The organism is Flavobacterium sp. RSP49 (assembly GCF_003968735.1).
GTDB lineage: Bacteria > Bacteroidota > Bacteroidia > Flavobacteriales > Flavobacteriaceae > Flavobacterium.
The window spans coordinates 53,704-74,896 of the sequence record NZ_RYDN01000011.1 but is presented as its reverse complement, the minus strand read 5'-3'; the positions used below and the strand labels follow the sequence as shown (position 1 = coordinate 74,896).

General features: G+C 36.2%; 22 protein-coding genes and 1 riboswitch. Of the genes, 2 read left to right on the top strand and 20 right to left on the bottom strand.

Annotation, left to right across the window (positions count from 1 at the left end; genetic code table 11):
- Positions 1-360: 360 nt before the first annotated feature.
- The 12 genes from EKM02_RS07845 to rplM all read right to left on the bottom strand — a co-directional run bounded on the left by EKM02_RS07845 (position 361) and on the right by rplM (position 9,788).
- Positions 361-1,131: a thiazole synthase gene (locus tag EKM02_RS07845; protein WP_126453932.1), complete on the bottom strand. Its 771-nt coding sequence runs from the start codon at positions 1,129-1,131 to the stop codon at positions 361-363.
- Positions 1,118-1,750: a thiamine phosphate synthase gene (locus EKM02_RS07840; RefSeq protein WP_126453930.1), complete on the bottom strand. Its 633-nt coding sequence runs from the start codon at positions 1,748-1,750 to the stop codon at positions 1,118-1,120. Before EKM02_RS07840 ends, EKM02_RS07845 begins: the two co-directional genes overlap by 14 nt.
- The gene (locus EKM02_RS07835; protein WP_126453928.1) at positions 1,743-2,498 is read right to left on the bottom strand and encodes a hydroxymethylpyrimidine/phosphomethylpyrimidine kinase; all 756 of its coding nucleotides are present in this window, start codon (positions 2,496-2,498) and stop codon (positions 1,743-1,745) included. Before EKM02_RS07835 ends, EKM02_RS07840 begins: the two co-directional genes overlap by 8 nt.
- Positions 2,471-3,070, bottom strand: coding sequence for a thiamine phosphate synthase (locus tag EKM02_RS07830; RefSeq protein WP_126453926.1), 600 nt, complete (start codon positions 3,068-3,070; stop codon positions 2,471-2,473). The genes EKM02_RS07835 and EKM02_RS07830 overlap by 28 nt, the downstream gene beginning before the upstream one ends.
- A gap of 18 nt (positions 3,071-3,088) precedes the next feature.
- The gene (thiC, locus tag EKM02_RS07825) at positions 3,089-4,933 is read right to left on the bottom strand and encodes a phosphomethylpyrimidine synthase ThiC (protein WP_126453924.1); all 1,845 of its coding nucleotides are present in this window, start codon (positions 4,931-4,933) and stop codon (positions 3,089-3,091) included.
- A gap of 276 nt (positions 4,934-5,209) precedes the next feature.
- On the bottom strand, positions 5,210-5,416 hold the full coding sequence (gene thiS, locus EKM02_RS07820) for a sulfur carrier protein ThiS (protein WP_126453922.1): 207 nt from the start codon (positions 5,414-5,416) through the stop codon (positions 5,210-5,212).
- 63 nt (positions 5,417-5,479) lie between these two features.
- Positions 5,480-5,576: riboswitch (TPP riboswitch) on the bottom strand.
- Positions 5,577-5,657: 81 nt separating this feature from the next.
- Entirely contained in the window at positions 5,658-6,224 is a 567-nt protein-coding gene (locus EKM02_RS07815; RefSeq protein WP_126453921.1) for a DNA-3-methyladenine glycosylase I, read from the bottom strand.
- Positions 6,221-6,874 (bottom strand): queuosine precursor transporter, encoded by a 654-nt coding sequence (locus tag EKM02_RS07810; RefSeq protein WP_126453919.1) that lies wholly within the window; start codon positions 6,872-6,874, stop codon positions 6,221-6,223. The genes EKM02_RS07815 and EKM02_RS07810 overlap by 4 nt, the downstream gene beginning before the upstream one ends.
- 147 nt (positions 6,875-7,021) lie before the next feature.
- A complete protein-coding gene (tsf, locus tag EKM02_RS07805) occupies positions 7,022-7,846 on the bottom strand; it encodes a translation elongation factor Ts (RefSeq protein ID WP_126453917.1) in 825 nt (274 codons plus the stop codon).
- A 107-nt stretch (positions 7,847-7,953) separates the two neighbouring features.
- Positions 7,954-8,766 (bottom strand): 30S ribosomal protein S2, encoded by an 813-nt coding sequence (gene rpsB, locus EKM02_RS07800; RefSeq protein ID WP_126453915.1) that lies wholly within the window; start codon positions 8,764-8,766, stop codon positions 7,954-7,956.
- Between the two features lie 180 nt (positions 8,767-8,946).
- The gene (rpsI, locus tag EKM02_RS07795) at positions 8,947-9,333 is read right to left on the bottom strand and encodes a 30S ribosomal protein S9 (protein ID WP_126453913.1); all 387 of its coding nucleotides are present in this window, start codon (positions 9,331-9,333) and stop codon (positions 8,947-8,949) included.
- The gene (gene rplM / locus EKM02_RS07790; protein WP_066080505.1) at positions 9,333-9,788 is read right to left on the bottom strand and encodes a 50S ribosomal protein L13; all 456 of its coding nucleotides are present in this window, start codon (positions 9,786-9,788) and stop codon (positions 9,333-9,335) included. Before rplM ends, rpsI begins: the two co-directional genes overlap by 1 nt.
- Positions 9,789-10,128: 340 nt before the next feature.
- Between rplM and EKM02_RS07785 the strand changes: the two genes are divergently transcribed.
- Positions 10,129-11,154, top strand: a complete 1,026-nt coding sequence (locus EKM02_RS07785; protein WP_126453911.1) for a LacI family DNA-binding transcriptional regulator — start codon at positions 10,129-10,131, stop codon at positions 11,152-11,154.
- A gap of 258 nt (positions 11,155-11,412) precedes the next feature.
- Here the strand turns inward: EKM02_RS07785 and EKM02_RS07780 are convergent, their stop codons facing one another.
- The 4 genes from EKM02_RS07780 to EKM02_RS07765 all read right to left on the bottom strand — a co-directional run bounded on the left by EKM02_RS07780 (position 11,413) and on the right by EKM02_RS07765 (position 14,801).
- Positions 11,413-12,369 carry a geranylgeranylglycerol-phosphate geranylgeranyltransferase gene (locus tag EKM02_RS07780; RefSeq protein ID WP_126453909.1) on the bottom strand — a complete coding sequence of 319 codons (957 nt, stop codon included), beginning with the start codon at positions 12,367-12,369 and terminating at the stop codon, positions 11,413-11,415.
- A gap of 92 nt (positions 12,370-12,461) precedes the next feature.
- Complete coding sequence (locus tag EKM02_RS07775) at positions 12,462-13,400, bottom strand: mevalonate kinase (RefSeq protein WP_126453907.1); 939 nt, start codon at positions 13,398-13,400, stop codon at positions 12,462-12,464.
- 58 nt (positions 13,401-13,458) lie between these two features.
- The gene (locus tag EKM02_RS07770; RefSeq protein ID WP_126453905.1) at positions 13,459-13,653 is read right to left on the bottom strand and encodes a hypothetical protein; all 195 of its coding nucleotides are present in this window, start codon (positions 13,651-13,653) and stop codon (positions 13,459-13,461) included.
- A 44-nt stretch (positions 13,654-13,697) separates the two neighbouring features.
- Positions 13,698-14,801, bottom strand: coding sequence for a diphosphomevalonate/mevalonate 3,5-bisphosphate decarboxylase family protein (locus EKM02_RS07765; RefSeq protein WP_126453903.1), 1,104 nt, complete (start codon positions 14,799-14,801; stop codon positions 13,698-13,700).
- Between the two features lie 113 nt (positions 14,802-14,914).
- On the opposite strand from EKM02_RS07765, the gene EKM02_RS07760 reads away from it, so the two are divergent.
- On the top strand, positions 14,915-15,391 hold the full coding sequence (locus tag EKM02_RS07760) for a TspO/MBR family protein (protein WP_126453901.1): 477 nt from the start codon (positions 14,915-14,917) through the stop codon (positions 15,389-15,391).
- 43 nt (positions 15,392-15,434) lie between these two features.
- On the opposite strand, the gene EKM02_RS07755 is transcribed toward EKM02_RS07760, so the two are convergent.
- The 4 genes from EKM02_RS07755 to EKM02_RS07740 all read right to left on the bottom strand — a co-directional run bounded on the left by EKM02_RS07755 (position 15,435) and on the right by EKM02_RS07740 (position 21,134).
- On the bottom strand, positions 15,435-16,643 hold the full coding sequence (locus EKM02_RS07755) for an NAD(P)/FAD-dependent oxidoreductase (protein WP_126453899.1): 1,209 nt from the start codon (positions 16,641-16,643) through the stop codon (positions 15,435-15,437).
- Complete coding sequence (locus EKM02_RS07750; protein ID WP_126453897.1) at positions 16,640-17,317, bottom strand: glycerophosphodiester phosphodiesterase; 678 nt, start codon at positions 17,315-17,317, stop codon at positions 16,640-16,642. Before EKM02_RS07750 ends, EKM02_RS07755 begins: the two co-directional genes overlap by 4 nt.
- Positions 17,318-17,461: 144 nt before the next feature.
- Positions 17,462-19,141, bottom strand: a complete 1,680-nt coding sequence (locus EKM02_RS07745; RefSeq protein ID WP_126453895.1) for an alpha-amylase family glycosyl hydrolase — start codon at positions 19,139-19,141, stop codon at positions 17,462-17,464.
- A gap of 115 nt (positions 19,142-19,256) precedes the next feature.
- The gene (locus tag EKM02_RS07740) at positions 19,257-21,134 is read right to left on the bottom strand and encodes a glycoside hydrolase family 13 protein (protein ID WP_126453894.1); all 1,878 of its coding nucleotides are present in this window, start codon (positions 21,132-21,134) and stop codon (positions 19,257-19,259) included.
- Positions 21,135-21,193: the final 59 nt, after the last annotated feature.

The window sequence follows — 21,193 nt, the reverse complement described above, 5'->3', positions numbered from 1 at the left end:
CAGTTTTCTTGTAAATAGACCAAAAATATAGTACTCATTATAAATTAAATCTAGCTATTTCAATGCGATTTATAATTTTTTGTTGCACGTATATTTTAGGAATTTGAGCCATTTTTTTATTTCCCATCTGTGTAAATCTGTAAAATCTGCGTGCCATTTTCTCAATAGTTTTCTTGTAAATAGACCAAAAATATAGTACTCATTATAAATTAAATCTAGCTATTTCAATGCGATTTATAATTTTTTGTTACACGTATATTTTAGGAATTTTAGCCGATTTTTTATTTCCCATCTGCGAAAATCTGTAAAATCTGCGTGCCATTTTTTCAACAGTTTTCTTGTAAATAGACCAAAAATAGATTACTCATACAAAAACGCGGTCAAAGGACTTGAAGCCATTGCACGATTTACTTTTTGGGCTAATTGTGATTCGAATGCTTTTCGACCAGCAATAACGGCTTCTCTAAAAGCTTCTGCCATCAATATAGGATTTCCAGCTACTGCTATTGCTGTGTTTACTAAAACCGCGTCAGCTCCGAGTTCCATCGCTTTTGCTGCATCGGATGGTGCGCCAATTCCAGCGTCTATAATCACGGGAACTCTGCTCTGTTCAATTATTATTTCTAAAAAATCGATGGTTTTTAATCCTTTGTTGCTACCAATTGGAGAACCTAAAGGCATCACCGCCGAAGTTCCTGCGTCTTCCAGTCGTTTACATAAAACGGGGTCGGCATGGATGTAAGGCAAAACGATAAATCCTAATTTGGCTAATGCTTCCGTAGCTTTTAAGGTTTCGATTGCATCGGGCATCAAATATTTTGGATCGGGATGAATTTCCAGTTTAAGCCAATTGGTCTCCAACGCTTCTCGTGCTAGTTGTGCCGCAAAAACCGCTTCTTTGGCATTTCGTGCGCCAGAAGTATTGGGTAGCAAATTAATCAGCGGATGTTTGAGATGGGATAAAATGGCATCGGTTTCCGTTTCTAAATCGATACGTTTTAGCGCTACGGTTACTAACTCGGTTCCAGAGGCTAAAATGGCTTCTTCCATCTGTTGATTAGAACCGAATTTTCCTGTGCCTAAAAACAAGCGGGAATGAAAGGTCTTGTCTCCTATTTTAAATGGTACCATATAATTTGTCGTTAAGTTGCTTGATGAGTTGAGATGGATTTTTGCTTTGGGTGATCAAACCAGAAACTGCAATACCCTGAATTCCAGTTTCCATCAGGTCTTCTACGTTTTCTAGTGTGATTCCTCCAATGGCATAAATGGGAATTTGGATGTTTTTTATTTTCATTTGTTGGATAATCAATCGATACCCTTCCAATCCTAAAATGGGACTTAAATTTTGTTTGGTTGTCGTGAATTGGAACGGACCCAGACCTATATAATCACAGTTTTCGGCTGTCCTTTGGCGCACATCTATAAAAGTATTTGCCGTTCCTCCAATGATTTTTGTTGTTCCTAAAATTAGTCTTGCTTCTTCCACTTTCATATCACTTAAGCCCAAATGAACGCCATCGGCATCCAATTGCTTTACCAAATGCACGTTGTCATTGATGATAAAAGTGGCTAAATATTCTTTACATAACATTTTTACGGCTTCCGCCAAAGTGAAAACTTCAAGCGCGTTTTGATTTTTGAATCGCAATTGTATCCAATGGCAACCATTGTCCAGTGCTTTGTGAATGTTGTGCAATTGTTCTTCGACAGTAGTTCCTTGCGAAATGTAGTGTAGCTTATTATACATGATGGTATCCTAATTTGGTTTTGTTCGATTTTAAGTACGTTTCTATATATATTTTCGCATTGATGCAGGCTGCCTTTAAATCTTGTCCCAGAGCTAAATTGGCTGTAATCGCTGATGATAATACGCAGCCGGAGCCGTGTTTCTCGAAAACCGAAGTGTTATTTGGCGTAAGCATGAAGGTTTCCTTTCCGGTATACAAACAGTCAACACCAATTGCCCGAGGATTGTGACCGCCTTTTAGCAATACAGCACAATGTTTGGATACATCGTGAGCAATTAATTCAGGATTTTTTTCTACTACGGAAAGTTGTAAAATTTCATTGTAATTGGGTGTTATTAAATCTATTTTTTTTAATAATTCAATTAAAACATCTTGATTGTCTATAGTTATAAAACGAAATTCGGTTGTCGATTTTAAAACGGTATCCCATACAATCTTTGTTTTTGTCGAAAGTTTTTTTATAACAAAAACAATTTCTTTTAGATAATCTAATGAAGGAACTATTCCAATTTTTACTGCTTTAATAGTGTGATTTTTGAACAATTTTTCTAAGGATTTCAAAACAAAATCTAAGTCAGTCCATTGTATTTCGAAGAACTCCTTTTCGGTTTGAATGGTGTTGCCAGTATTGACGGCAAAACCATAAACGTTATGTTGCTCGAATGTCTTGATGTCTGCTAAAACTCCCGCGCCTGCAGAAGGATCTAAGCCTGCAATGGTTATTGCGAAAGGTCTGTTTTCTGGCATTGTTTAAAATTTTCTATTGGATTATTACAGTTCCAAAGGGTTCCTAAAAGAGCCACATCATCAAAGCCATATTCTAATGCAGTTTTGATTTTATCAGAAGTAATTCCTCCAAGTGCTACTAATGAAGTTTCGTTATTCTTCCTTTGTTGCAATGCTTTTTTAAAGTCAATATCCGAAGCATAATTTGGTTTAGAAATACTTTCGAAAACCGGCCCGAAAAAAGCATAGTCAAAAACATTGGATAGTTGTTCAAAATCGATCATATTGTGAATCGAAGTAGAGAGTTTAAACCCATTTTCTTTCCAGTTTTTTAAACCTTGCTCGAATGTTTCAATTCTTGCTTTTTCTGTAAAATGAATTCGATCTATTCCAGCTGCGGAGGCCAGTTGATGATGACTGTGCAAAACCAATTGCTTTCTGAAATCGGATTTTATTTCGGATAAAAAAGCGTTCATTTCTGTTTCTGAAAAATCAGGTTTCCGAATATGAAGCAACTCCAGTCCATTCTCAAAAAGAGAATGAATGGTGTCGATTTGGTTAGTTATAGGAATTGGATTTGTGATTACGATCATAATCTTTTCTCTATTGTCTTATATGTAAATTTCTTTTCCGCTTTCTACAAATTCTTGTGATTTTTCTTTCATTCCTTTTTCGGCTTCGGCGACATCCCGAATTTCTTGCGAGATCTTCATCGAACAAAATTTGGGTCCACACATGGAACAAAAATGAGCTACTTTGGCACCATCTGCCGGTAATGTTTCATCATGAAATTCACGAGCTGTATCGGGATCTAAGGATAAGTTGAATTGGTCTTCCCAACGGAATTCAAAACGGGCTTTGCTCAAAGCATTGTCACGGTATTGCGATCCGGGATGCCCTTTGGCCAAATCAGCAGCATGAGCCGAAATCTTATACGTGATTACGCCGTCTTTAACGTCTTTTTTGTTGGGTAAACCAAGGTGTTCTTTTGGTGTCACGTAGCACAACATCGCACAACCATACCAGCCAATCATAGCAGCTCCAATTGCAGAGGTGATGTGATCATAACCTGGAGCAATATCAGTAGTTAATGGTCCTAAAGTATAAAAAGGAGCTTCATCACAGTGCTCTAATTGTTTGTCCATGTTTTCCTTAATCATGTGCATGGGCACGTGACCGGGGCCTTCAATAAATACTTGTACATCGTGTTTCCAGGCGATTTTTGTCAGTTCACCGAGTGTTTCTAATTCGGCAAACTGAGCGGCATCATTCGCATCGGCAATAGAACCGGGACGCAACCCATCTCCTAATGAAAACGCTACGTCATATTGTTTCATGATTTCGCATATATCTTCAAAATGAGTGTAAAGAAAGTTTTCTTTATGGTGAAACAAACACCATTTTGCCATAATCGAACCGCCACGGGAAACAATACCGGTAACACGTTCCGCAGTCAAATGGATGTAGCGCAATAAAACACCGGCATGGATGGTAAAATAGGAAACCCCTTGTTCTGCTTGTTCTATTAACGTATCCCGATAGACTTCCCAAGTGAGATCTTCGGCCACGCCATTTACTTTTTCCAAAGCTTGGTAAATAGGCACGGTTCCAATTGGCACAGGAGAATTTCGGATAATCCATTCTCTGGTTTCGTGAATGTTTTTACCGGTTGATAAATCCATAATCGTGTCAGCTCCCCAGCGGCAAGCCCAAACTGCTTTTTCAACTTCCTCTTCGATTGTTGAGGTTACGGCGCTGTTGCCAATGTTAGCATTAATTTTTACCAAGAAGTTACGACCTACAATCATAGGCTCACTTTCAGGATGGTTGATGTTATTTGGAATTATGGCACGGCCTCTTGCTACTTCGCTGCGGACAAATTCAGGGGTGATTTTCCCCACCCCATCCCTCCCCGAAGGAGAGGGAGTGTTTGCGCCCCAGCTATTTCCTTCGTGTTGCTGTTGCATGGCCTTGGTTTGATCGTTTATCAACTCCAATCGTTGGTTTTCACGAATGGCGATGTATTCCATTTCTGGAGTAATGATTCCTTGTTTTGCATAATACAATTGGGAAACGTTGGCTCCTTTTTTGGCGCGCATGGGTTTGTGCAAATATTCAAAACGCAATTCGTTTAATTTTTTGTCATTCAAACGCTTTTTCCCGTATTCGGAAGAGATTTCAGTCAGTGCTTCTACATCATTGCGATCTAGAATCCATTGTTCCCGAATGCGGGGCAATCCTTTTCGAATGTCAATTTCGATATTTGGGTCGGTAAATGGGCCCGAAGTATCATAAACCGTTATAGGTGGATTTTTTTCTATTCGGCCGTTTGACATTTTAGTGTCAGCTAATACAATTTCTCGCATCGCTACTTTTATGGGATGAATGGTTCCGTCTACGTAAATTTTTGTAGAGTTTGGAAAAGGAGTTCTTGAAATTTTTTCTTCGGTATTCATTTATAAAGGTCTTAGGTTATTTTTCTATTTTTCACGCAGATTCGGCTGATTCGGCAGATTTTTTTGTTTTAGTTTTTAAAGCTTTTAAAGCTTTATTGATAAAATAATTTTTTAGTAGTCGGAGTTCTGCTAGGGATAGTAATGGAAAGCCCGTAAAGTGGAAAGCCAGATAAAACAAGGATTAGTGATGCGACCGTAAGGAAGCTTTGACTAAGACTATGTTTTATAGGATTGCAACTGCGGACTTGAAATGGATAGCCCGCCCGAGCAGCCAAACTATCCTCCTTGAGTTGCAGAGATGATTAGAATGTTATCGGTTTCTTGTATCTGGTAAGAATTCCAGTCGGATTTTGGGATCACGGTATTGTTTATGGCTACGGCAATTCCGTTTTGTTTTATGGGAATTTCGAAGTCAAGAAGTGCCTGAACAGTAAGACTGTCAGTTGCAAATTGTTTCGTTTGATTGTTGATTTTGAGTTCCATTCCTTTTGAATTTAGTATACAGTTATACTTTAGGAATGGCTACAAGAGTACATAAATGTACTAGGAAGTCATCTTACTTTTCCCTACGCTAGTATGAACTAGATCAGGTTCAGAGGGTAATTCTCAGCCTACAATGTTGTAGACACCCCTAAAGTGTGAAACAAATGTAATGGTTTTTTTGATTAAAGTTTCGGATTTAAAGTTTTATTTGATAATTTAACTGTCGAAAACGGATTACTCACTACTGTTTTTTCCAGCAATCTGCAACGTGATCATCAACCATTCCGGTGGCTTGCATGAGTGCATAAACTACTGTAGAACCAACGAATTTGAATCCGCGTTTTTTCAAATCTTTGCTTATTTTATCCGAAAGTGGAGTGGTTGCAGGAACTTCTTTTAGAGATTGTCGGTTGTTTTGAATGGGTTTTCCTCCAGTAAATTCCCAAATATATTTTGAAAAACCGCCAAATTCCTCTTGTACTTTCATAAAGGCAGTAGCATTAGAAACGGCTGCGCGAATTTTTAACTGATTGCGAATAATTCCTGCATCAAGGAGTAATTCCTGAATTTTATTTTCGGTATAAAATGCTGTTTTTTTATAGTCAAATTGGTTAAAAGCAGCTCTAAAATTTTCTCTCTTGTTCAAAATAGTAATCCAACTGAGTCCAGCCTGAAACGTTTCAAGTAGTAAAAATTCAAATAAAGTGGCGTCCTCATACACGGGAACACCCCATTCTTCGTCGTGGTATTTTTTATACAAAACGCTAGAAGTACACCATCCACAGCGAGGTTTATCGTCTGTAATCATTTGTTATCAGTGGCTAAATAGTTTTTTATTAAATAGTGACCCAAGTAAATTAAAGGAGTCAAGAGAATGGCAATACCAAGTTTAAATGTATAGCCTGTTAAGGCGGAGGTTAAAAATGTATCAAAGTTTATTTTTCCGGGCAACCAAAAAGCAATTCCCAACACAATAAAAGAATCGAATAATTGCGAAATGATAGTAGAACCCGTAGCTCTGAGCCATATTTTTTTGTTTCCTGTACGGTTTTTGAAAAACCAAAAAACGCTTACGTCTATCAATTGAGAAACTAGGAACGCAATGATACTTCCCACTATGATCCACATGCTTTGTCCAAAAACGGCAAAAAACTGTTCGTCATTGACTGGGCTTATTCCTTTTGCGGCGGGAATATTGATCGCAAAAAGTAAAACAAGGAAAGAGTAGACGATTAAACCGGCTGTGATTAAGGACAATTTCTTTACTCCTTTTTCTCCAAAGTATTCATTGATTAAATCAGTTGTCAGGAAAACAATAGGCCAAGGCAAAATACCGATGCTCATTACAAACGGACCTATTTGTATCAGTTTCCCACCGATGAGTTCAGCAGTAACGGCGTTAGTAATGAATATTCCGGCGAGAATAACGAATACAAGTTCTTTTTTGGTTTTGAACATAAATAAAAATTAAATTTCAAATTTAGTGTTTTAATTTTTTTTCAAACAAAAAAAATCCCATCTTGTTTTAGAACAAAATGGGATTTTGTATTGAGGTTAGAAAACTTCTAAAATAAATTTAGAGATTCTAAAACCATTTTAGGATGATTATCCTAACGCAGCTCTTTTAAAACCGGTAACGATAAGATCTTTGTCTAAAGATTTAACATAAGCAGCAACGCTCATTTTGTTGTCTTTGATATAATCTTGGTTTACTAACGTATTGTCTTTAAAGAAACGGGCTAGTTTACCTTTAGCGATATTGTCTAACATTGCTTCTGGTTTTCCTTCTTGACGTAGGATATCTTTAGCAATTTCTATTTCTTTAGCGATTGTGTCAGCATCAACACCCGTTTCGTCTAAAGCAATTGGAGCCATTGCAGCTGCTTGCATAGACACGTTTCTTGAAACTTCCTCAGCACCTTCTACATTTGCAGATAGCGCCACTAAAGTAGCAATTTTGTTTCCGGAGTGAATGTAAGATCCGATAAAAGCACCTTCTAATTTCTCGAAAGTTCTGATTTCTAATTTTTCACCGATAACACCAGTTTGCTCGATTAATTTATCAGCAACAGTGATTCCATTGAAATCAGCCGCTAAAAATTCTTCTTTTGTGTTGAAGTTCAATGCTAAATTAGCCATTTCAGTAGCCATTTTTACAAAGTTTTCGTTCATCCCTACGAAGTCAGTTTCACAGTTTAATGTGATCACAACTCCGACAGTTTTGTCAGCGTTAACAACAGCAATTGCAGCACCTTCTGTAGATTCTCTATCAGAACGATTTGCGGCTACTTTTTGTCCTTTTTTACGTAAGTTTTCGATAGCTAAATCAAAATCTCCTTCTGCTTCAACCAAGGCTTTTTTGCAGTCCATCATTCCTGCGCCAGTGATTGTTCTTAATTTATTTACGTCTGCAGCAGTAATTGTTGCCATAATTTTTTTATTTTAAAGATTAAAAGATTGAGAAATTTAAAGAGTTCATTATCAATTTTACAATCAATAAGTTTTATCTTTAAATTCTTCAATCTTTAAATTTATTTTTATTCTTCAGTTGCAGGAGTTGGAGCTACTGTTTCAGTAACAGGAACAGCTACTTCAGCAGCAACAGGAGCTACTACTTCGGTTGTTGCTTCAGCAACAGGAAGATCAGTTTCTTTATCAGAACCTCTATCAGAAAGTCCTTCGATAATTGCACCAGTTACTAAAGTTAAGATTTTGTCAATTGATTTAGAAGCATCATCGTTAGATGGAATTACGAATTCAACCTCTCTTGGGTCAGAATTGGTATCCACCATAGCGAAAACTGGAATGTTTAATTTTTGAGCTTCTTTTATTGCGATATGTTCTGCTTTGATATCAACTACGAACAATGCAGCTGGTAGTCTTGACATGTCAGCGATTGAACCTAAGTTTTTCTCTAATTTAGCACGAAGACGATCTACTTGCAAACGCTCTTTTTTAGAAAGGGTCATGAAAGTACCATCTTTCTTCATTTTATCAATAGTTGCCATTTTTTTAACAGCTTTACGGATAGTTACGAAGTTAGTTAGCATTCCACCAGGCCATCTTTCAGTGATGTAAGGCATGTTTGCAGCTTTAGCTTTTTCAGCTACGATGTCTTTTGCTTGTTTTTTGGTAGCTACGAATAATATTTTTCTACCTGATGCAGCGATTTTTTTCAAAGCGTCATTCGCTTCTTCAATTTTTGCTGCTGTTTTATAAAGATTGATAATGTGTATACCATTACGCTCCATATAAATGTAAGGGGCCATATTTGGATCCCATTTTCTAGTCATGTGTCCGAAGTGTACACCTGCTTCTAGTAATTCTTTTACTTCTACTTTGTTTGACATTTTTTGTTTAGTTTACGTTCTGTTGATTAGCAATGTTCCTTTTTAATTTAAAGATTCAATCTTTTAATTGGGTTTCATTTAGATGCTAAACTAATTTCCCGTCTCAACGGGACAACAACAACATTGTTTTTAAATTTAATAATCAATACGTCTTGTATAAATAATACAAGACAGGTACTATTAACGTTTAGAGAATTGGAATCTCTTACGAGCTTTCTTCTGACCGAATTTCTTACGTTCAACCATTCTTGGATCTCTTGTCAATAAACCTTCTGGTTTCAGTATCGCTCTGTTTTCAGCATTTACTTCACACATAACGCGTGCTAATGCCATTCTTACTGCTTCTGCTTGTCCAGTTGAACCACCTCCGTAAACGTTCACTTTTACATCAAAGTTTGTTACATTTTCTGTCATGGACATAGGTTGTAATACTTTGTACTGTAACGTTGCAGTTGGGAAGTATGTTTCGAATGCTTTTTTGTTTACAGTGATCACTCCAGTTCCTTCCGAAACATAAACACGTGCAACAGCGGTTTTTCTTCTACCGATTTTGTGAATAACTCCCATTACTTAAGATCGTTAAGGTTAACTGTTCTAGGTTTTTGAGCGCCTTGTTTGTGCTCTGATCCTACAACAACATTTAAATTTCTAAAAAGTTCAGCACCTAATTTGTTTTTAGGTAACATTCCTTTTATCGCTTTTTCAACTAGTAATGCAGGGTTTTTTGATTGCAATACTTCAGCAGTTAAAGTTCTTTGTCCTCCAGGATAACCAGTGTGACGGATGTAAGTTTTTTCTTTCATCTTGTTTCCTGTAAGGTTGATTTTTTCTGAGTTGATAACAATTACGTTATCTCCACAGTCAACATGTGGCGTATAACTTGCTTTGTATTTACCTCTAAGGATCATTGCGATCTTCGAAGCCATACGACCTAAGTTATGCCCATCAGCATCTACAACAATCCACTCTTTTGTAACGGTGGCTTTGCTTGCTGATTGTGTCTTGTAGCTTAATGCGTCCATAATATTATTTTAATTAAACATTCCATCCCCAATAAAGGGGTTGCAAAAGTACAATTAATTATTTTAATTACAAATACCTTAAAAGATTATTTTTTTCTTGTTTTAGTGCTGATTATCAAATGTATATTTGAAATATTTTTCCGGCAATGAATTTAGAATTAATCGAAACCGTCGATAGATTGTTTTGTTTTGAATTTTTATGTAAATTTATTGAATATTCCTCATTTTTCAGAACCAATTTTTATATTATAATCGCTATTTTTGTCGATCTAATTGTTAAAATTCTATTTATTTACATCTTGTCCCTTTTTTCTTTATTAATTACAATAAACATTTTTTTATGAAAGCCAGAGCTACACTAAAACAAATCGCAAAAGAACTGAATGTTTCTGTTTCTACAGTTTCAAAAGCACTTAATGATAGTCCGGAAATTAGTGAGTTAACCAAAATAAAAATAAAAGAATACGCAAAGCTAAAAAATTACAAGCCTAACGTAATTGGTTTGAACTTAAAAAACAGGAAAACAAAAACCATTGGGGTGATTATTCCTAATATTTTGAATTCTTTCTTTGCCAAAGTATTTAGTGGTATCGAAAAAGTGGCTGATGAAAAAGGATACAACGTGATTATGTGTATTTCAAATGAATCTTTGGATAAAGAAGCGCATACTTTGGAGATGCTCAGTAATGGTACTATCGACGGATTTATTGTTTCAGTGTCTGAAGAGGCTCAAAAAAATCAGGAATACAGTCATTTCTCGGCAATCATTAATGATGGAACTCCTATTGTGATGTTTGATCGAATTGCGGATGGAGTTGATTGTGACAAAGTTATTGTGGATGATTTTGATTCGGCCCTCGATTCTACTCAACATTTGATTGATTTAGGGTGCAAAAATATAGCGTTGTTTTCTTCGGTTGATAATTTGAGTGTCGGTAAATTGCGGGCCGATGGGTATTTGAAGGCACTGGAAATTAACAATATTCCCGTTAATAATGCTTTAATTCTGAGAACTGATTCGGATGAAAATCTAAATAATCTCATAGAAAATATTTTTGATACCAATACAATTGACGGGATTTTTGCTTTGGACGAAAATGACTCCGTGGCTGCTTTGAGAATTGGACTCAAAAAAGGATATAAAATTCCCGAATCACTTTCTATCATAGGTTTTGCCGATGGTATATTGGCTTCCCGTAGGTTGTCTCCCAGTTTGACCACGGTCAGTCAGCATGGCATAGAAATAGGCGAAGTTGCTGCTAAACTGCTTATTGATCGACTGGAATCTAAAGAAGAACACATTCCCTATGAAACGGTCGTCATTAAGACAAAATTGAAAGAAAGGGAGTCAACAAGAAAACTTTAAAAGATCATATAACAATTCTGCGGAATCGCGTTTAGCAATGAAATGAACCCGAAAAAGAGTTTTTACGATGCCATAAAGCATAAAATCTGTTCTTTTTTGTTTTTATTGAACACATCATAGATAAGAATTAAAAATTCACTAGCGCTTTTATTAATTTGATTTTTAATTTTATAGTAGGAACCTTTTTTCTGTTTCAAGAGAATGCCCAGCGTGAAATGGAGGTTTTTTTAGTTTTTGTAATTCTTAAAAAAGCATTATCTAAAGCATCATCAGCAATCTTTTACCGTGCCATAAAACACTCGGATCGATTAGTACAATACAAAATACTCCAGAGACAATTAAAAATTTCAGGATATTATGAAGCAATAGGAATTGTGGTTTAGCATTTGATTTCCACAAGTAAAGCAGACATAAAATAAGGATTATGAGAGAGGAATAAAAATAAATATCCATATATCCCACATCGTAAATTTCTATTAAAACATAAACGGGTAAAACGGTAAGAAATGTCAAAAAGGTTATGATTTTTTTTGAAATTTCTTCGCCATAAACAATGGGAATCGTTTTATAATCAGTAATCAAATCACCTTTCAGATTTTCTAGATCTTTAATCATTTCCCGAATCAGCAGCAATAAGAACAAAAAAGAGGCATGCACAAATATTACTCCAAGCTGTCTTTTGTAATTTTCAATTTCTTCAAACGGGATCTGATTGTAGTAATACAATAGTATGGCAAAAAAAGGGGTCACGGCAAGTAAAGCTGCTGTCAAATTTCCTATTATAGGGTATTTTTTTATTTTATGGGAATAAAACCAAATAACGAAAATGTAAAGGGAAAAGAAGAAAAAAGCACGCCAGGAAACAAACAGAGCCATTAAGGCAACAATGAAATTCAATGTAAAATAGACATTTAGTTTTGTTTTTTGACTCACTAATCGATCTAACATGGACTTGTTAGGGCGATTGATTAAATCTTTTTGGCTGTCATAAAAATTATTGATAATATATCCCGAAGCAATTGTTAGTGATGAAGCAAAAACCAAGATAAATAAATTGAAATCGAGTAAAATAGCCAAAGCTCTTGTGTCAGGAGCCAAAATAAATATGGCTGAGAGGTATTGTGCCAGGATAATGACCGGAATGTTGTAGCCTCTAACCACAGAGAACAAACTTGCAATTTTTATTAGGAGAAGTTTGTGCTGCCTGCTTAACATTTAGATTTATTTAAGAATGTGCTCCCAATAATAAGGGTACTATTTTAGGTTTTCTTCTCCCTCTCCTTTGGATAGGGTTGGGGAGAGGATGTTTAAAACTGGTACACGACTTCAAGTTTATACTCTTTCAGGGAAATTTTGGCTTTTTCTAAATCTTCTGTGAATCCTAAGATGTAACCACCGCCACCAGAACCACATAATTTCAAATAATAATCATTACTGTCAATTCCTTGTTGCCAGATGCTGTGAAATTGTTCCGGAATCATTGGTTTAAAGTTATTCAAGACCACTTTAGATAGTTTCTTGGTATTCATGAACAATGACTTCATGTCACCACCTAGGAAATTTTCAACGCAGGCATCCGTATATTTTACGAATTGATTTTTTAACATGGCACGGAATCCTTTGTCTTTCAGGTTTTCCATGAAAATATTCACCATCGGAGCTGTTTCGCCTACAATTCCGGAATCTAACAAAAATACGGCTCCTTTGCCGTCAAAGCTTTGATTTGGAATTCCGGTAGCTTGAATGTTATCTTTAGAATTGATTAAAATAGGGATACTCAGATAACTGTTCAAAGGATCTAATCCAGAACTTTTTCCGTGAAAAAAACTCTCCATTTGAGAAAATATATTTTTTAGCTGCAATAATTTTTCACGAGTCAAATTTTCCAGAACGGTAATTTTATTTTGAGCATATTTATCATAAATGGCGGCTACAAGTGCGCCACTGCTGCCTACGCCATAACCCTGAGGAATACTGGAATCAAAATACATTCCGGTTTCCACATCGTTTTTCAAGAGATCTAAATCAAAAGTAACCAGATTGGGGTGTTCGTGCTGTAAGGTGTCTAGATAGACAACAAAACGTCTTAAATTCCCATTTGATTTTACCGCTTCTTCAGACGGATTTCCGTCTCTTTTGAGGGCACCATTATAAAAATTATATGGAATTGAAAGCCCTTTTGAGTCACGAATAATTCCGTATTCTCCAAAGAGTAATATTTTTGAGTAAAATAAAGGTCCTTTCATATGGTGTAGTAAGTTAACAATATAAGCTTGGAAATCAAGAGTGATTAGTAATTAATTTTTATAATTCGAGTTGATCACCACGATTCGCTTCCTGAATTTCGAGGTCGATTTCTTCTTGTTGTTCAGGTGATAAATCTTTCCAAACCTCTTTTTTTTGTGATTTGAAAATATTTTTTACGGCCTCGATTATGGCTGTGTCGTCAGTTTCTAACAACAATCGTATCAATTCTAATTTCTCTGATTGAATGTCCATGTTTTCAGGTCTTTAAAAATTAAAGATAGTGAAAAATAAATAAATTAAAGCAATACCGCTCCATTTCCAATTTCGTCACAAATGTACTGACCATTTTGACAATAGCCAACTAATTCGTGCTGAATAAATTGTAACACTTTCTCTTTGTGATCAAATGGATATAAAACATGCACATTTGCTCCGGCATCGAGCGTAAAACAAACGGGAATTGTAGTCTCATTTCTAAACTTCCAAATCGCATTTATAATCTCCAACGTATTCGGTTTCATCAATATAAAATACGGCATCGAGGTCATCATCATGGCATGCAACGTCAAGGCTTCGCGCTCTACAATTTTGATAAACGCGTTTAAATCGCCACTTTCGAAAATAGTAATCAGTGCATCTAAATTTTCATGTGCTTGAGCAAATCGCCTTTCGGCAAATGGATGGTTGTGCATCAAGTCATGACCAACGGTACTCGAGACTTGTTTTTCACCTTTGTCAACTAGTAAAATAGTATCTTGGAAATTCTTGAAATTAGCATGAATCGCATTTGGAAATTCCACGCCAAATAAATCCGAACTTTCGGAGATATTTGCATGATTTCCCCACACTACAACTTGTCCTTTTACACTTCGGCAAGCGCTTCCTGAACCCAAACGTGCAAGCAAAGACGCTTTCTGATAAAAATATTCTTTGGTCATTTCAGGGTTTAGTGCTTTTTCTAAACTCATTAAGTTCATCGCCAAAGCAGCCATTCCAGATGCCGATGAAGCAATTCCGGAACTGTGCGGAAAAGTATTTTCCGTGTCAATCGTAAAATGGTAGTCTTTTAAAAACGGTAAATAGATTTCAATTCGTTCCAGAAATTTTTGAATCTTTGGTTTGAAATCCTCTTTTTGTTTTCCTTCAAAAAGTAAATCAAAAGAGAAATTATTACCCGTCACATTGAGCTCAGGGGAAATGTTTTTTTTGGCGAAAGTCAATTTAGTAATCGTTTTGCAATTATTCAACGTAAAACTCACCGAAGGATTCGCAGGAATTTGATTGTCCTTTTTTCCCCAATATTTTACAAGAGCAATATTGCTGGGCGCGCTCCATTGAAAATTGCCTTCTTCAATAGAATGTGTATATTTTGATGGAATAAAATCGTTTGCTGAAATCATGAATGTATAAATTTACGCAAAGATACTTTTTTTGCGTTATTTGTTTATTCGAATAGATGGTTAATCGTTAGAAAGATTTGAGTAAATTTGGCTCACATTAGAAAAATATAAAAATGAATAAAATCACCCGAATATTAGCTGTTGTTGTCACCTGTCTTGCCATTGGATATTTCTCTGGAACGGTTACTCGTTCCGCCATTACCACTTGGTATCCCACTTTGATAAAGCCAAGTTTTAATCCTCCTAATTGGGTTTTTGCACCTGTTTGGAGTATGTTATATGTGATGATGGGTGTTGCTGCAGGATTAGTATGGGATAGAATAGAGGTAGAAAAAGAAGCTGTAAAAAAAGCGTTGATTTTCTTTGCGATTCAATTAGCCCTGAATGCTTTGTGGTCGTATTTATTCTTTGGATTACACAACCCGATGTTAGCCGGGTTAGAAATTATTGTGCTTTGGCTAATGATATTTGAAACCTACCTTCAGTTTTCTAAAATCAATAAAATTGCGGGTTATTTATTCATTCCGTATTTGGCTTGGGTAAGTTTTGCAGCGGTTTTGAATGGAAGTATCTGGTGGTTGAACAGATAGGTTTTATTCTTTCAAGCTTCCACACTGTGAAAGGGCTGATTTATTATACAGCACTCGCCACAATAAACCCACTTGTCCAGGCATTCTGAAAATTGAATCCTCCGGTAATGGCATCAACATTTACGATTTCACCAGCAAAATAAAGGTTTTCATGCAATTTGCTTTCCATAGTTTTGAAGTTAATTTCCTTTAAATCAATTCCGCCTGCCGTCACAAATTCTTCTTTAAAGGTGCTTTTTCCATTCACTTGAAAAGTGCCATTCGTTAATTGATTCGCAAGATTCGTCAATTGAATTTTAGACAAATCCGCCCATTTCGTCTCCGCTTCAATTCCGGAAGCGAGCACCAAACTTTCCCATAATCTATTGGTTAATTCGAAAGGAGATTTCTTGGAAACTGATTTTTTCGCGTGTTCCTGTTTTAAATCTTTTAGTTTCTTCTCGACATCCGTAGTATCTTTATCATTTAACCAATTTATAAAAATGGTAAACTGATAATTTTTATCATGCAAGATGCGGGCTCCCCAAGCGGAGAGTTTCAATATCGCTGGTCCGCTCATTCCCCAATGGGTAATTAACAATGGTCCTGTTGAGCTGAGTTTGGTGTCTTTTACTTTTACGGTTACTTGCGCCGCAACTCCGGGTAATTCTTTTATTCTGGAATCTTTGATATTAAAAGTGAATAGGGAAGGAACTGGGCTGACAACTGCATGACTAAAATTCTGTAACATTTCCCAGACTTTCGGATTGCTTCCTGTGGCTAGAATTAGTTTTTCGGCAAGATAATTTTCAGTTTGGGTTTCGATTTTCCATTCATTCTCTTTCTTGAAAATTGATTGTACACTTTGTCCTGTAAGTACTGCAATACCCAGTTTTTGTGTGGCAGTTAGAAAGCAATCAATAATTGTTTGTGAAGAATTCGAAACCGGGAACATGCGTCCGTCTCCTTCTATTTTTAATTCTACACCATGTTTCTCAAACCATTCAATCGTATCACCAGAACAGAACTGATGAAAAGGACCTCGTAATTCTTTTTCGCCACGCGGATAAAACTTCACCAATTCATTTGGCTCAAAACAAGCGTGCGTTACGTTGCATCTTCCACCGCCGGAAATTCTAACTTTTTGTAATACTTCTGCTCCTCGTTCCAGAATGGCAACTTTTAGTTTTGTGTTTCTCTCAACAATATTTATCGCTGTAAAAAAACCTGCTGCGCCACCGCCTACTATTATTATATCAAAATTCTGATTCATATTCTATTTGGGAAATCGGTGATGATTCCGTTTACGTTGAATGTTTTTATTTTTTCAATATCTTCTAATTCATTGATAGTCCAAGGAAAAACCTGCAATCCTTTTTCTTGCATTTGCGCCGTATTTTCTTTTGTCAATAAATGAAAATGCGGATGAATGGATTTTGCCTGAATGAATTTGGCGAAAGCCAAGGCCAAGTCTAAATCAGTTTCCGTTAAAACGCCAATTGGAATTTTATCATTTAAAAACGCCACTTGCTGCAGTGCATTCCAATCAAAACTGGAAATTAAAAAACGATCGTATTTCCAACCTTTTTTAGCAATATATTTTTCAATGAGTGAGACTACTTTGTCTGTTGCTTCGTAGCTTTTGAGTTCAATATTGATCAGGCAGCCTTGGTTTACCAAATCAAAAACCTCTTGTAACGTAGGGATTTGGTGCTTTCCATTTATTCGAAATGCCTTTAATTCTTGCAAAGATAAAACTTTTACAAAACCTTTTCCATTGGTCGTTCGGTCGATTGTTTCATCGTGAATAACGATTATTTCACCATCAGCGCTCAAATGCACGTCGAGTTCAATACCGTCTACTTGCATGTCTAATGCTTTTTGGAACGAAACCAAGGTGTTCTCCGGTTCGTATCCTTTTGCACCACGATGTCCAATTTTGAGCATTGCTTTCTAATTTTGAGTAAAGATAAACATAAAAAAAACGCCTTCATTTCTAAAAGCGTTTGGATTTAAGTATGGAACCTAAATTCAGTTTAACTTTTTCGGTTTCATCTCCCTTTCTTTTGGAGAGGGTTGGGGAGAGGACCTTTATTTTTTCATTTCTAATAAAACAATATCAAAGTCGGTTCGAATAGTCACTTTTCCTTTTGAAACTTTGGCTTCTTTTCCGGAATAGGCATCTCTTACTCTAGATCCATCTTCAAAAATAGGGGCTACAATAATTTCTTTTTTGCCAGTAGGGAGATCTAGACCAACCACTACTTTTTCTGTGAAAGTTCCTTTAGTGTATGTTCTTGAAAATGTGTAGGGCGTGTCCGAAATCATGGTGTGAATTCCAGCTCCCACAGCAGGATGGTTCTTTCTGAACTTTCCTAATTTTCTCCAGTGTGTCAGTATTTTTTTAGTTTCAGGATTGGATTTTATGTCTTTCCAGTTCATAAAGGAACGCAAGGTAGCATCGCCGTTTGTACCTTCAATTACTAAGGGACGTGCACTTTCATCACCATAATATACTTGAGAAAGTCCTGGACTCAACAATAATTTTGTACCGGCTTCGATGCTTTTGGTGCGTTTTGCGTCAAATGGAGCGCCGTCATCATGTGAGGATAAATAGTTTAAAACACTGTATCCTTTTAAATCGGTGTTGAGCTTGTCCGAGTATTTTGAGAATATGAATTCATAGTCTTTTTGGGCGTCCCATTTAAACTCAAAATTAATCATGTTGTTGAAACCATTTTTAAAATAGTTTATTTTTTTATCTCCAAAATCAAAATATTGTCCGCCGCTGATACCATAATTATAGACTTCGGCAATGGTGTAAAAGGAGTTGTTATCCAGTACTTTTGTAGGGTTTTTTTTCTTCCAAGTCTCAAATGAATAGTCACATTGTGTTTTGAAATCTGCCCAGACGGTTTCGTCTGTATGTTTTACGGTATCTCCTCTGTAGCCGTCTATCCCATAATCAGCAACGTAGTCTGTCAGCCATTTTATGATGTAATATTTTGGAGTTTTAGGATAGCCTGTCCGAGAAAAAAAAGCATCTAACTCATTCATTTCCTGTTCGTATCTACCTTCTTTTTTCCATTTTTCGACAAGAAAAGGAGGTAAGTCTACATTCTGGGTGCTTTCAGTTCTGATGTCTGGAAGATTGGCCACCAAAGTGCAGGTTGTTGTATTTTGATAATTTTTATAATCACAAACCGGATTGGTACGAACCCAGTAATTTGGCCAAACAGTATCTATTTCAGTCACAGGACCGGTGTGATTAATGACGCCGTCAAGAATGATTCTGATTCCTCGTGCATGCGCTTTTTTTACTAATTCAGCTAACTCTTTTTTAGTTCCAAAATTGGGATCTAATGCCGTCCAATCTTTGGCCCAATAGCCATGATAGCCATAACTCAATCCAGTGCCCTCATCTACAGCGTCATGAATTTGTTCCACTACAGGAGTAAACCAAATGGCATTTATCCCTAGTTTGTCAAAATAACCTTCTTCAATTTTTTTAGTAATTCCTTTGATATCTCCTCCTTCAAAACCACGAAGTTTTCCTGTAGTTTTAGTTCTGTTTAAAGTAATGTCATTGGAACGATCACCATTATTAAAGCGATCTGTCATAAGGAAATAGACATTAGCACCTTCCCAGACAAAAGGGGTTTTTTTTGTCTTTTTTATTGGAGTGTTGTTTTCCGTAACAGGTTTGGTACCGGAACAACTCACGCAAAAAGCGAGCACGGATAGAATTAATAGTAAAGATTTTTTTTTCATTTTTTTTTAAATTGAATAATTATTTTTTTGCTGGAGCTTTTTTTTCAAGGAGCAGCAGTCAGTATCTGGTATTTTTTTCAGTAGTTCTCCGGATTCTTGTATTTTAGAGTGTGAATTACTTCAGTTCTAAAATCAAAACAGATTTAGGTTCGATTATTATTTCGTTCGTCACGTCAAAGGTGAGTTCAGAAATGACATCTTTTCCAGTTTTAAAGTCTTTGATATTTTCTTTGAAACGATGTGTGTTTACCGTCTTGGTTTCGTTGCTGTTGTTCATTAAAACCATTACCGTTTCATTTGCGTTGTATCTAAAATAAGCGTAGATATTATTTTCCGGAATATAATGGGTTGTTTTTCCAAAATGAACCACTGCTTTTGTTTTTCTCCATTGGAACAATTTGGCGGTAAAATCAAAATATTGGTTTTGCTCCCCAGTTCGTCCTTCCTTCGTAAAAGCATTGTTTTTATCGCCTTCCCAACCGCCTGGAAAATCAAGACGAATAGCTGCATCACCTTTGTTTTTATCACCGGCCATGCCTATTTCGCTTCCGTAATACAATTGTGGAATCCCGCGAACGGTAGCCATCAAAGTCATTGCCATCTTGTATTTTCTGATGTCGTTCCCATAGGTTTGATTGATGCGATTGGTATCATGATTTTCTGCAAATAGTAACATATTACTGACATTAGGATACAGAAAATCATTGGTAAAATTGTCATAGAGTTTTACCATTCCTTTGTCCCAAGAGCCGTCATCTTCATTGAAAACTTTAGTGACTGCTTCATATAATGTAAAATCCATTACACTTGGCAGATATGAATTGTAATTTTGTATTGCTGCAATTTTACTGTCTTTTTGCCAATACGCCATTTGCGCTTGACTTTGCATCCAGACTTCGCCTACAATATTAAAATTGGGGTATTCATCGGTTATGGATTTGGTCCATTTTGCAATTCCTTTTGGATCAGAATAATTGTAGGTGTCGACTCTGAAGCCATCTAAATCAGCATATTCTATCCACCAAATGGCATTTTGAATCAAATATGTTAAAGTCAACGGATTCTTCAGATTTAAATCGGGCATCGATGGGACAAACCAACCGTCCAGCGTGATTTTTTTATCAATTTCAGAGGCATTGGTGTCGTGAATAACTGTTCTTTTATGATTTGTTTGGGTGTAGGTGTCAAATTGATTGATCCACTCCTTTGTTGGTAAATCTTTCATCATCCAATGTTCAATTCCCCAGTGATTCGTCACATAATCCATTACTAATTTCAGGTTTCTTTTATGCATTTCGTCAGCCAATCGAACATAATCAGCATTGGTTCCATAACGGGGATCTATTTTATACACATCAGATTGTCCGTAGGTGTGATACGAAAAAGCAGCGTCATTATCTTCGCAAAGTGGTGTACTCCAAATTGTTGTTGCACCTAGTTCTGCTATGTAATCCAGATTTTTTATAATTCCTTCAATATCGCCACCGTGTCTTCCTCCGGGTAATTCTCTATTGTATTTTTCTTGGGTTGAATTTTCACTATCGTTGTTTCTGTTTCCGTTGGCAAAGCGATCTGGCATCAACAAATACATCATATCCGAAGCGTCAAAGCTTTTGCGTTGCGCTGAGTTTTCTCTTCTTTTCTTAAGGCTGTATTTTTGTGTAAAGGTTTCTTCAGTGTTGTTTTTAAAGGTAAAAATCAGATCTGATGCCACCACTTTTTTAGTGTCAATGGTAACAAATAGGTAGTTGGGATTTTCCGTTCTTTTTACGTCGGTTATTTTTATGCTATTAGAAACCGTTACTTGGTTTTGAGCAATGCCTTTGCCATAAAAAAGAATTTGCAGCTCTGGATTCTGCATTCCTGCATACCAAAAAGGCGGTTCCACTTTGTCGATTTGCGCATGTACAGTTATTGACATAAAAAAAAGGAATAAAGTTATTTTTTTTAGAACGCTTCTGTTTAAGAACGGAAATTGATCTGTTTTCTTCATTGTATGTATTTTTTAGTGCTATTTAATGTTGTATTGGCTTCAAATAAAACGGATTCATG

Coding starts and splice junctions, on each gene's coding strand:
- EKM02_RS07845 (WP_126453932.1), bottom strand. CDS start 1,131: ATGGTACCATTTAAAATAGGAGACAAGACCTTTCATTCCCGCTTGTTT.
- EKM02_RS07840 (WP_126453930.1), bottom strand. CDS start 1,750: ATGTATAATAAGCTACACTACATTTCGCAAGGAACTACTGTCGAAGAA.
- EKM02_RS07835 (WP_126453928.1), bottom strand. CDS start 2,498: ATGCCAGAAAACAGACCTTTCGCAATAACCATTGCAGGCTTAGATCCT.
- EKM02_RS07830 (WP_126453926.1), bottom strand. CDS start 3,070: ATGATCGTAATCACAAATCCAATTCCTATAACTAACCAAATCGACACC.
- thiC (WP_126453924.1), bottom strand. CDS start 4,933: ATGAATACCGAAGAAAAAATTTCAAGAACTCCTTTTCCAAACTCTACA.
- thiS (WP_126453922.1), bottom strand. CDS start 5,416: ATGGAACTCAAAATCAACAATCAAACGAAACAATTTGCAACTGACAGT.
- EKM02_RS07815 (WP_126453921.1), bottom strand. CDS start 6,224: ATGATTACAGACGATAAACCTCGCTGTGGATGGTGTACTTCTAGCGTT.
- EKM02_RS07810 (WP_126453919.1), bottom strand. CDS start 6,874: ATGTTCAAAACCAAAAAAGAACTTGTATTCGTTATTCTCGCCGGAATA.
- tsf (WP_126453917.1), bottom strand. CDS start 7,846: ATGGCAACAATTACTGCTGCAGACGTAAATAAATTAAGAACAATCACT.
- rpsB (WP_126453915.1), bottom strand. CDS start 8,766: ATGTCAAACAAAGTAGAAGTAAAAGAATTACTAGAAGCAGGTGTACAC.
- rpsI (WP_126453913.1), bottom strand. CDS start 9,333: ATGGGAGTTATTCACAAAATCGGTAGAAGAAAAACCGCTGTTGCACGT.
- rplM (WP_066080505.1), bottom strand. CDS start 9,788: ATGGACGCATTAAGCTACAAGACACAATCAGCAAGCAAAGCCACCGTT.
- EKM02_RS07785 (WP_126453911.1), top strand. CDS start 10,129: ATGAAAGCCAGAGCTACACTAAAACAAATCGCAAAAGAACTGAATGTT.
- EKM02_RS07780 (WP_126453909.1), bottom strand. CDS start 12,369: ATGTTAAGCAGGCAGCACAAACTTCTCCTAATAAAAATTGCAAGTTTG.
- EKM02_RS07775 (WP_126453907.1), bottom strand. CDS start 13,400: ATGAAAGGACCTTTATTTTACTCAAAAATATTACTCTTTGGAGAATAC.
- EKM02_RS07770 (WP_126453905.1), bottom strand. CDS start 13,653: ATGGACATTCAATCAGAGAAATTAGAATTGATACGATTGTTGTTAGAA.
- EKM02_RS07765 (WP_126453903.1), bottom strand. CDS start 14,801: ATGATTTCAGCAAACGATTTTATTCCATCAAAATATACACATTCTATT.
- EKM02_RS07760 (WP_126453901.1), top strand. CDS start 14,915: ATGAATAAAATCACCCGAATATTAGCTGTTGTTGTCACCTGTCTTGCC.
- EKM02_RS07755 (WP_126453899.1), bottom strand. CDS start 16,643: ATGAATCAGAATTTTGATATAATAATAGTAGGCGGTGGCGCAGCAGGT.
- EKM02_RS07750 (WP_126453897.1), bottom strand. CDS start 17,317: ATGCTCAAAATTGGACATCGTGGTGCAAAAGGATACGAACCGGAGAAC.
- EKM02_RS07745 (WP_126453895.1), bottom strand. CDS start 19,141: ATGAAAAAAAAATCTTTACTATTAATTCTATCCGTGCTCGCTTTTTGC.
- EKM02_RS07740 (WP_126453894.1), bottom strand. CDS start 21,134: ATGAAGAAAACAGATCAATTTCCGTTCTTAAACAGAAGCGTTCTAAAA.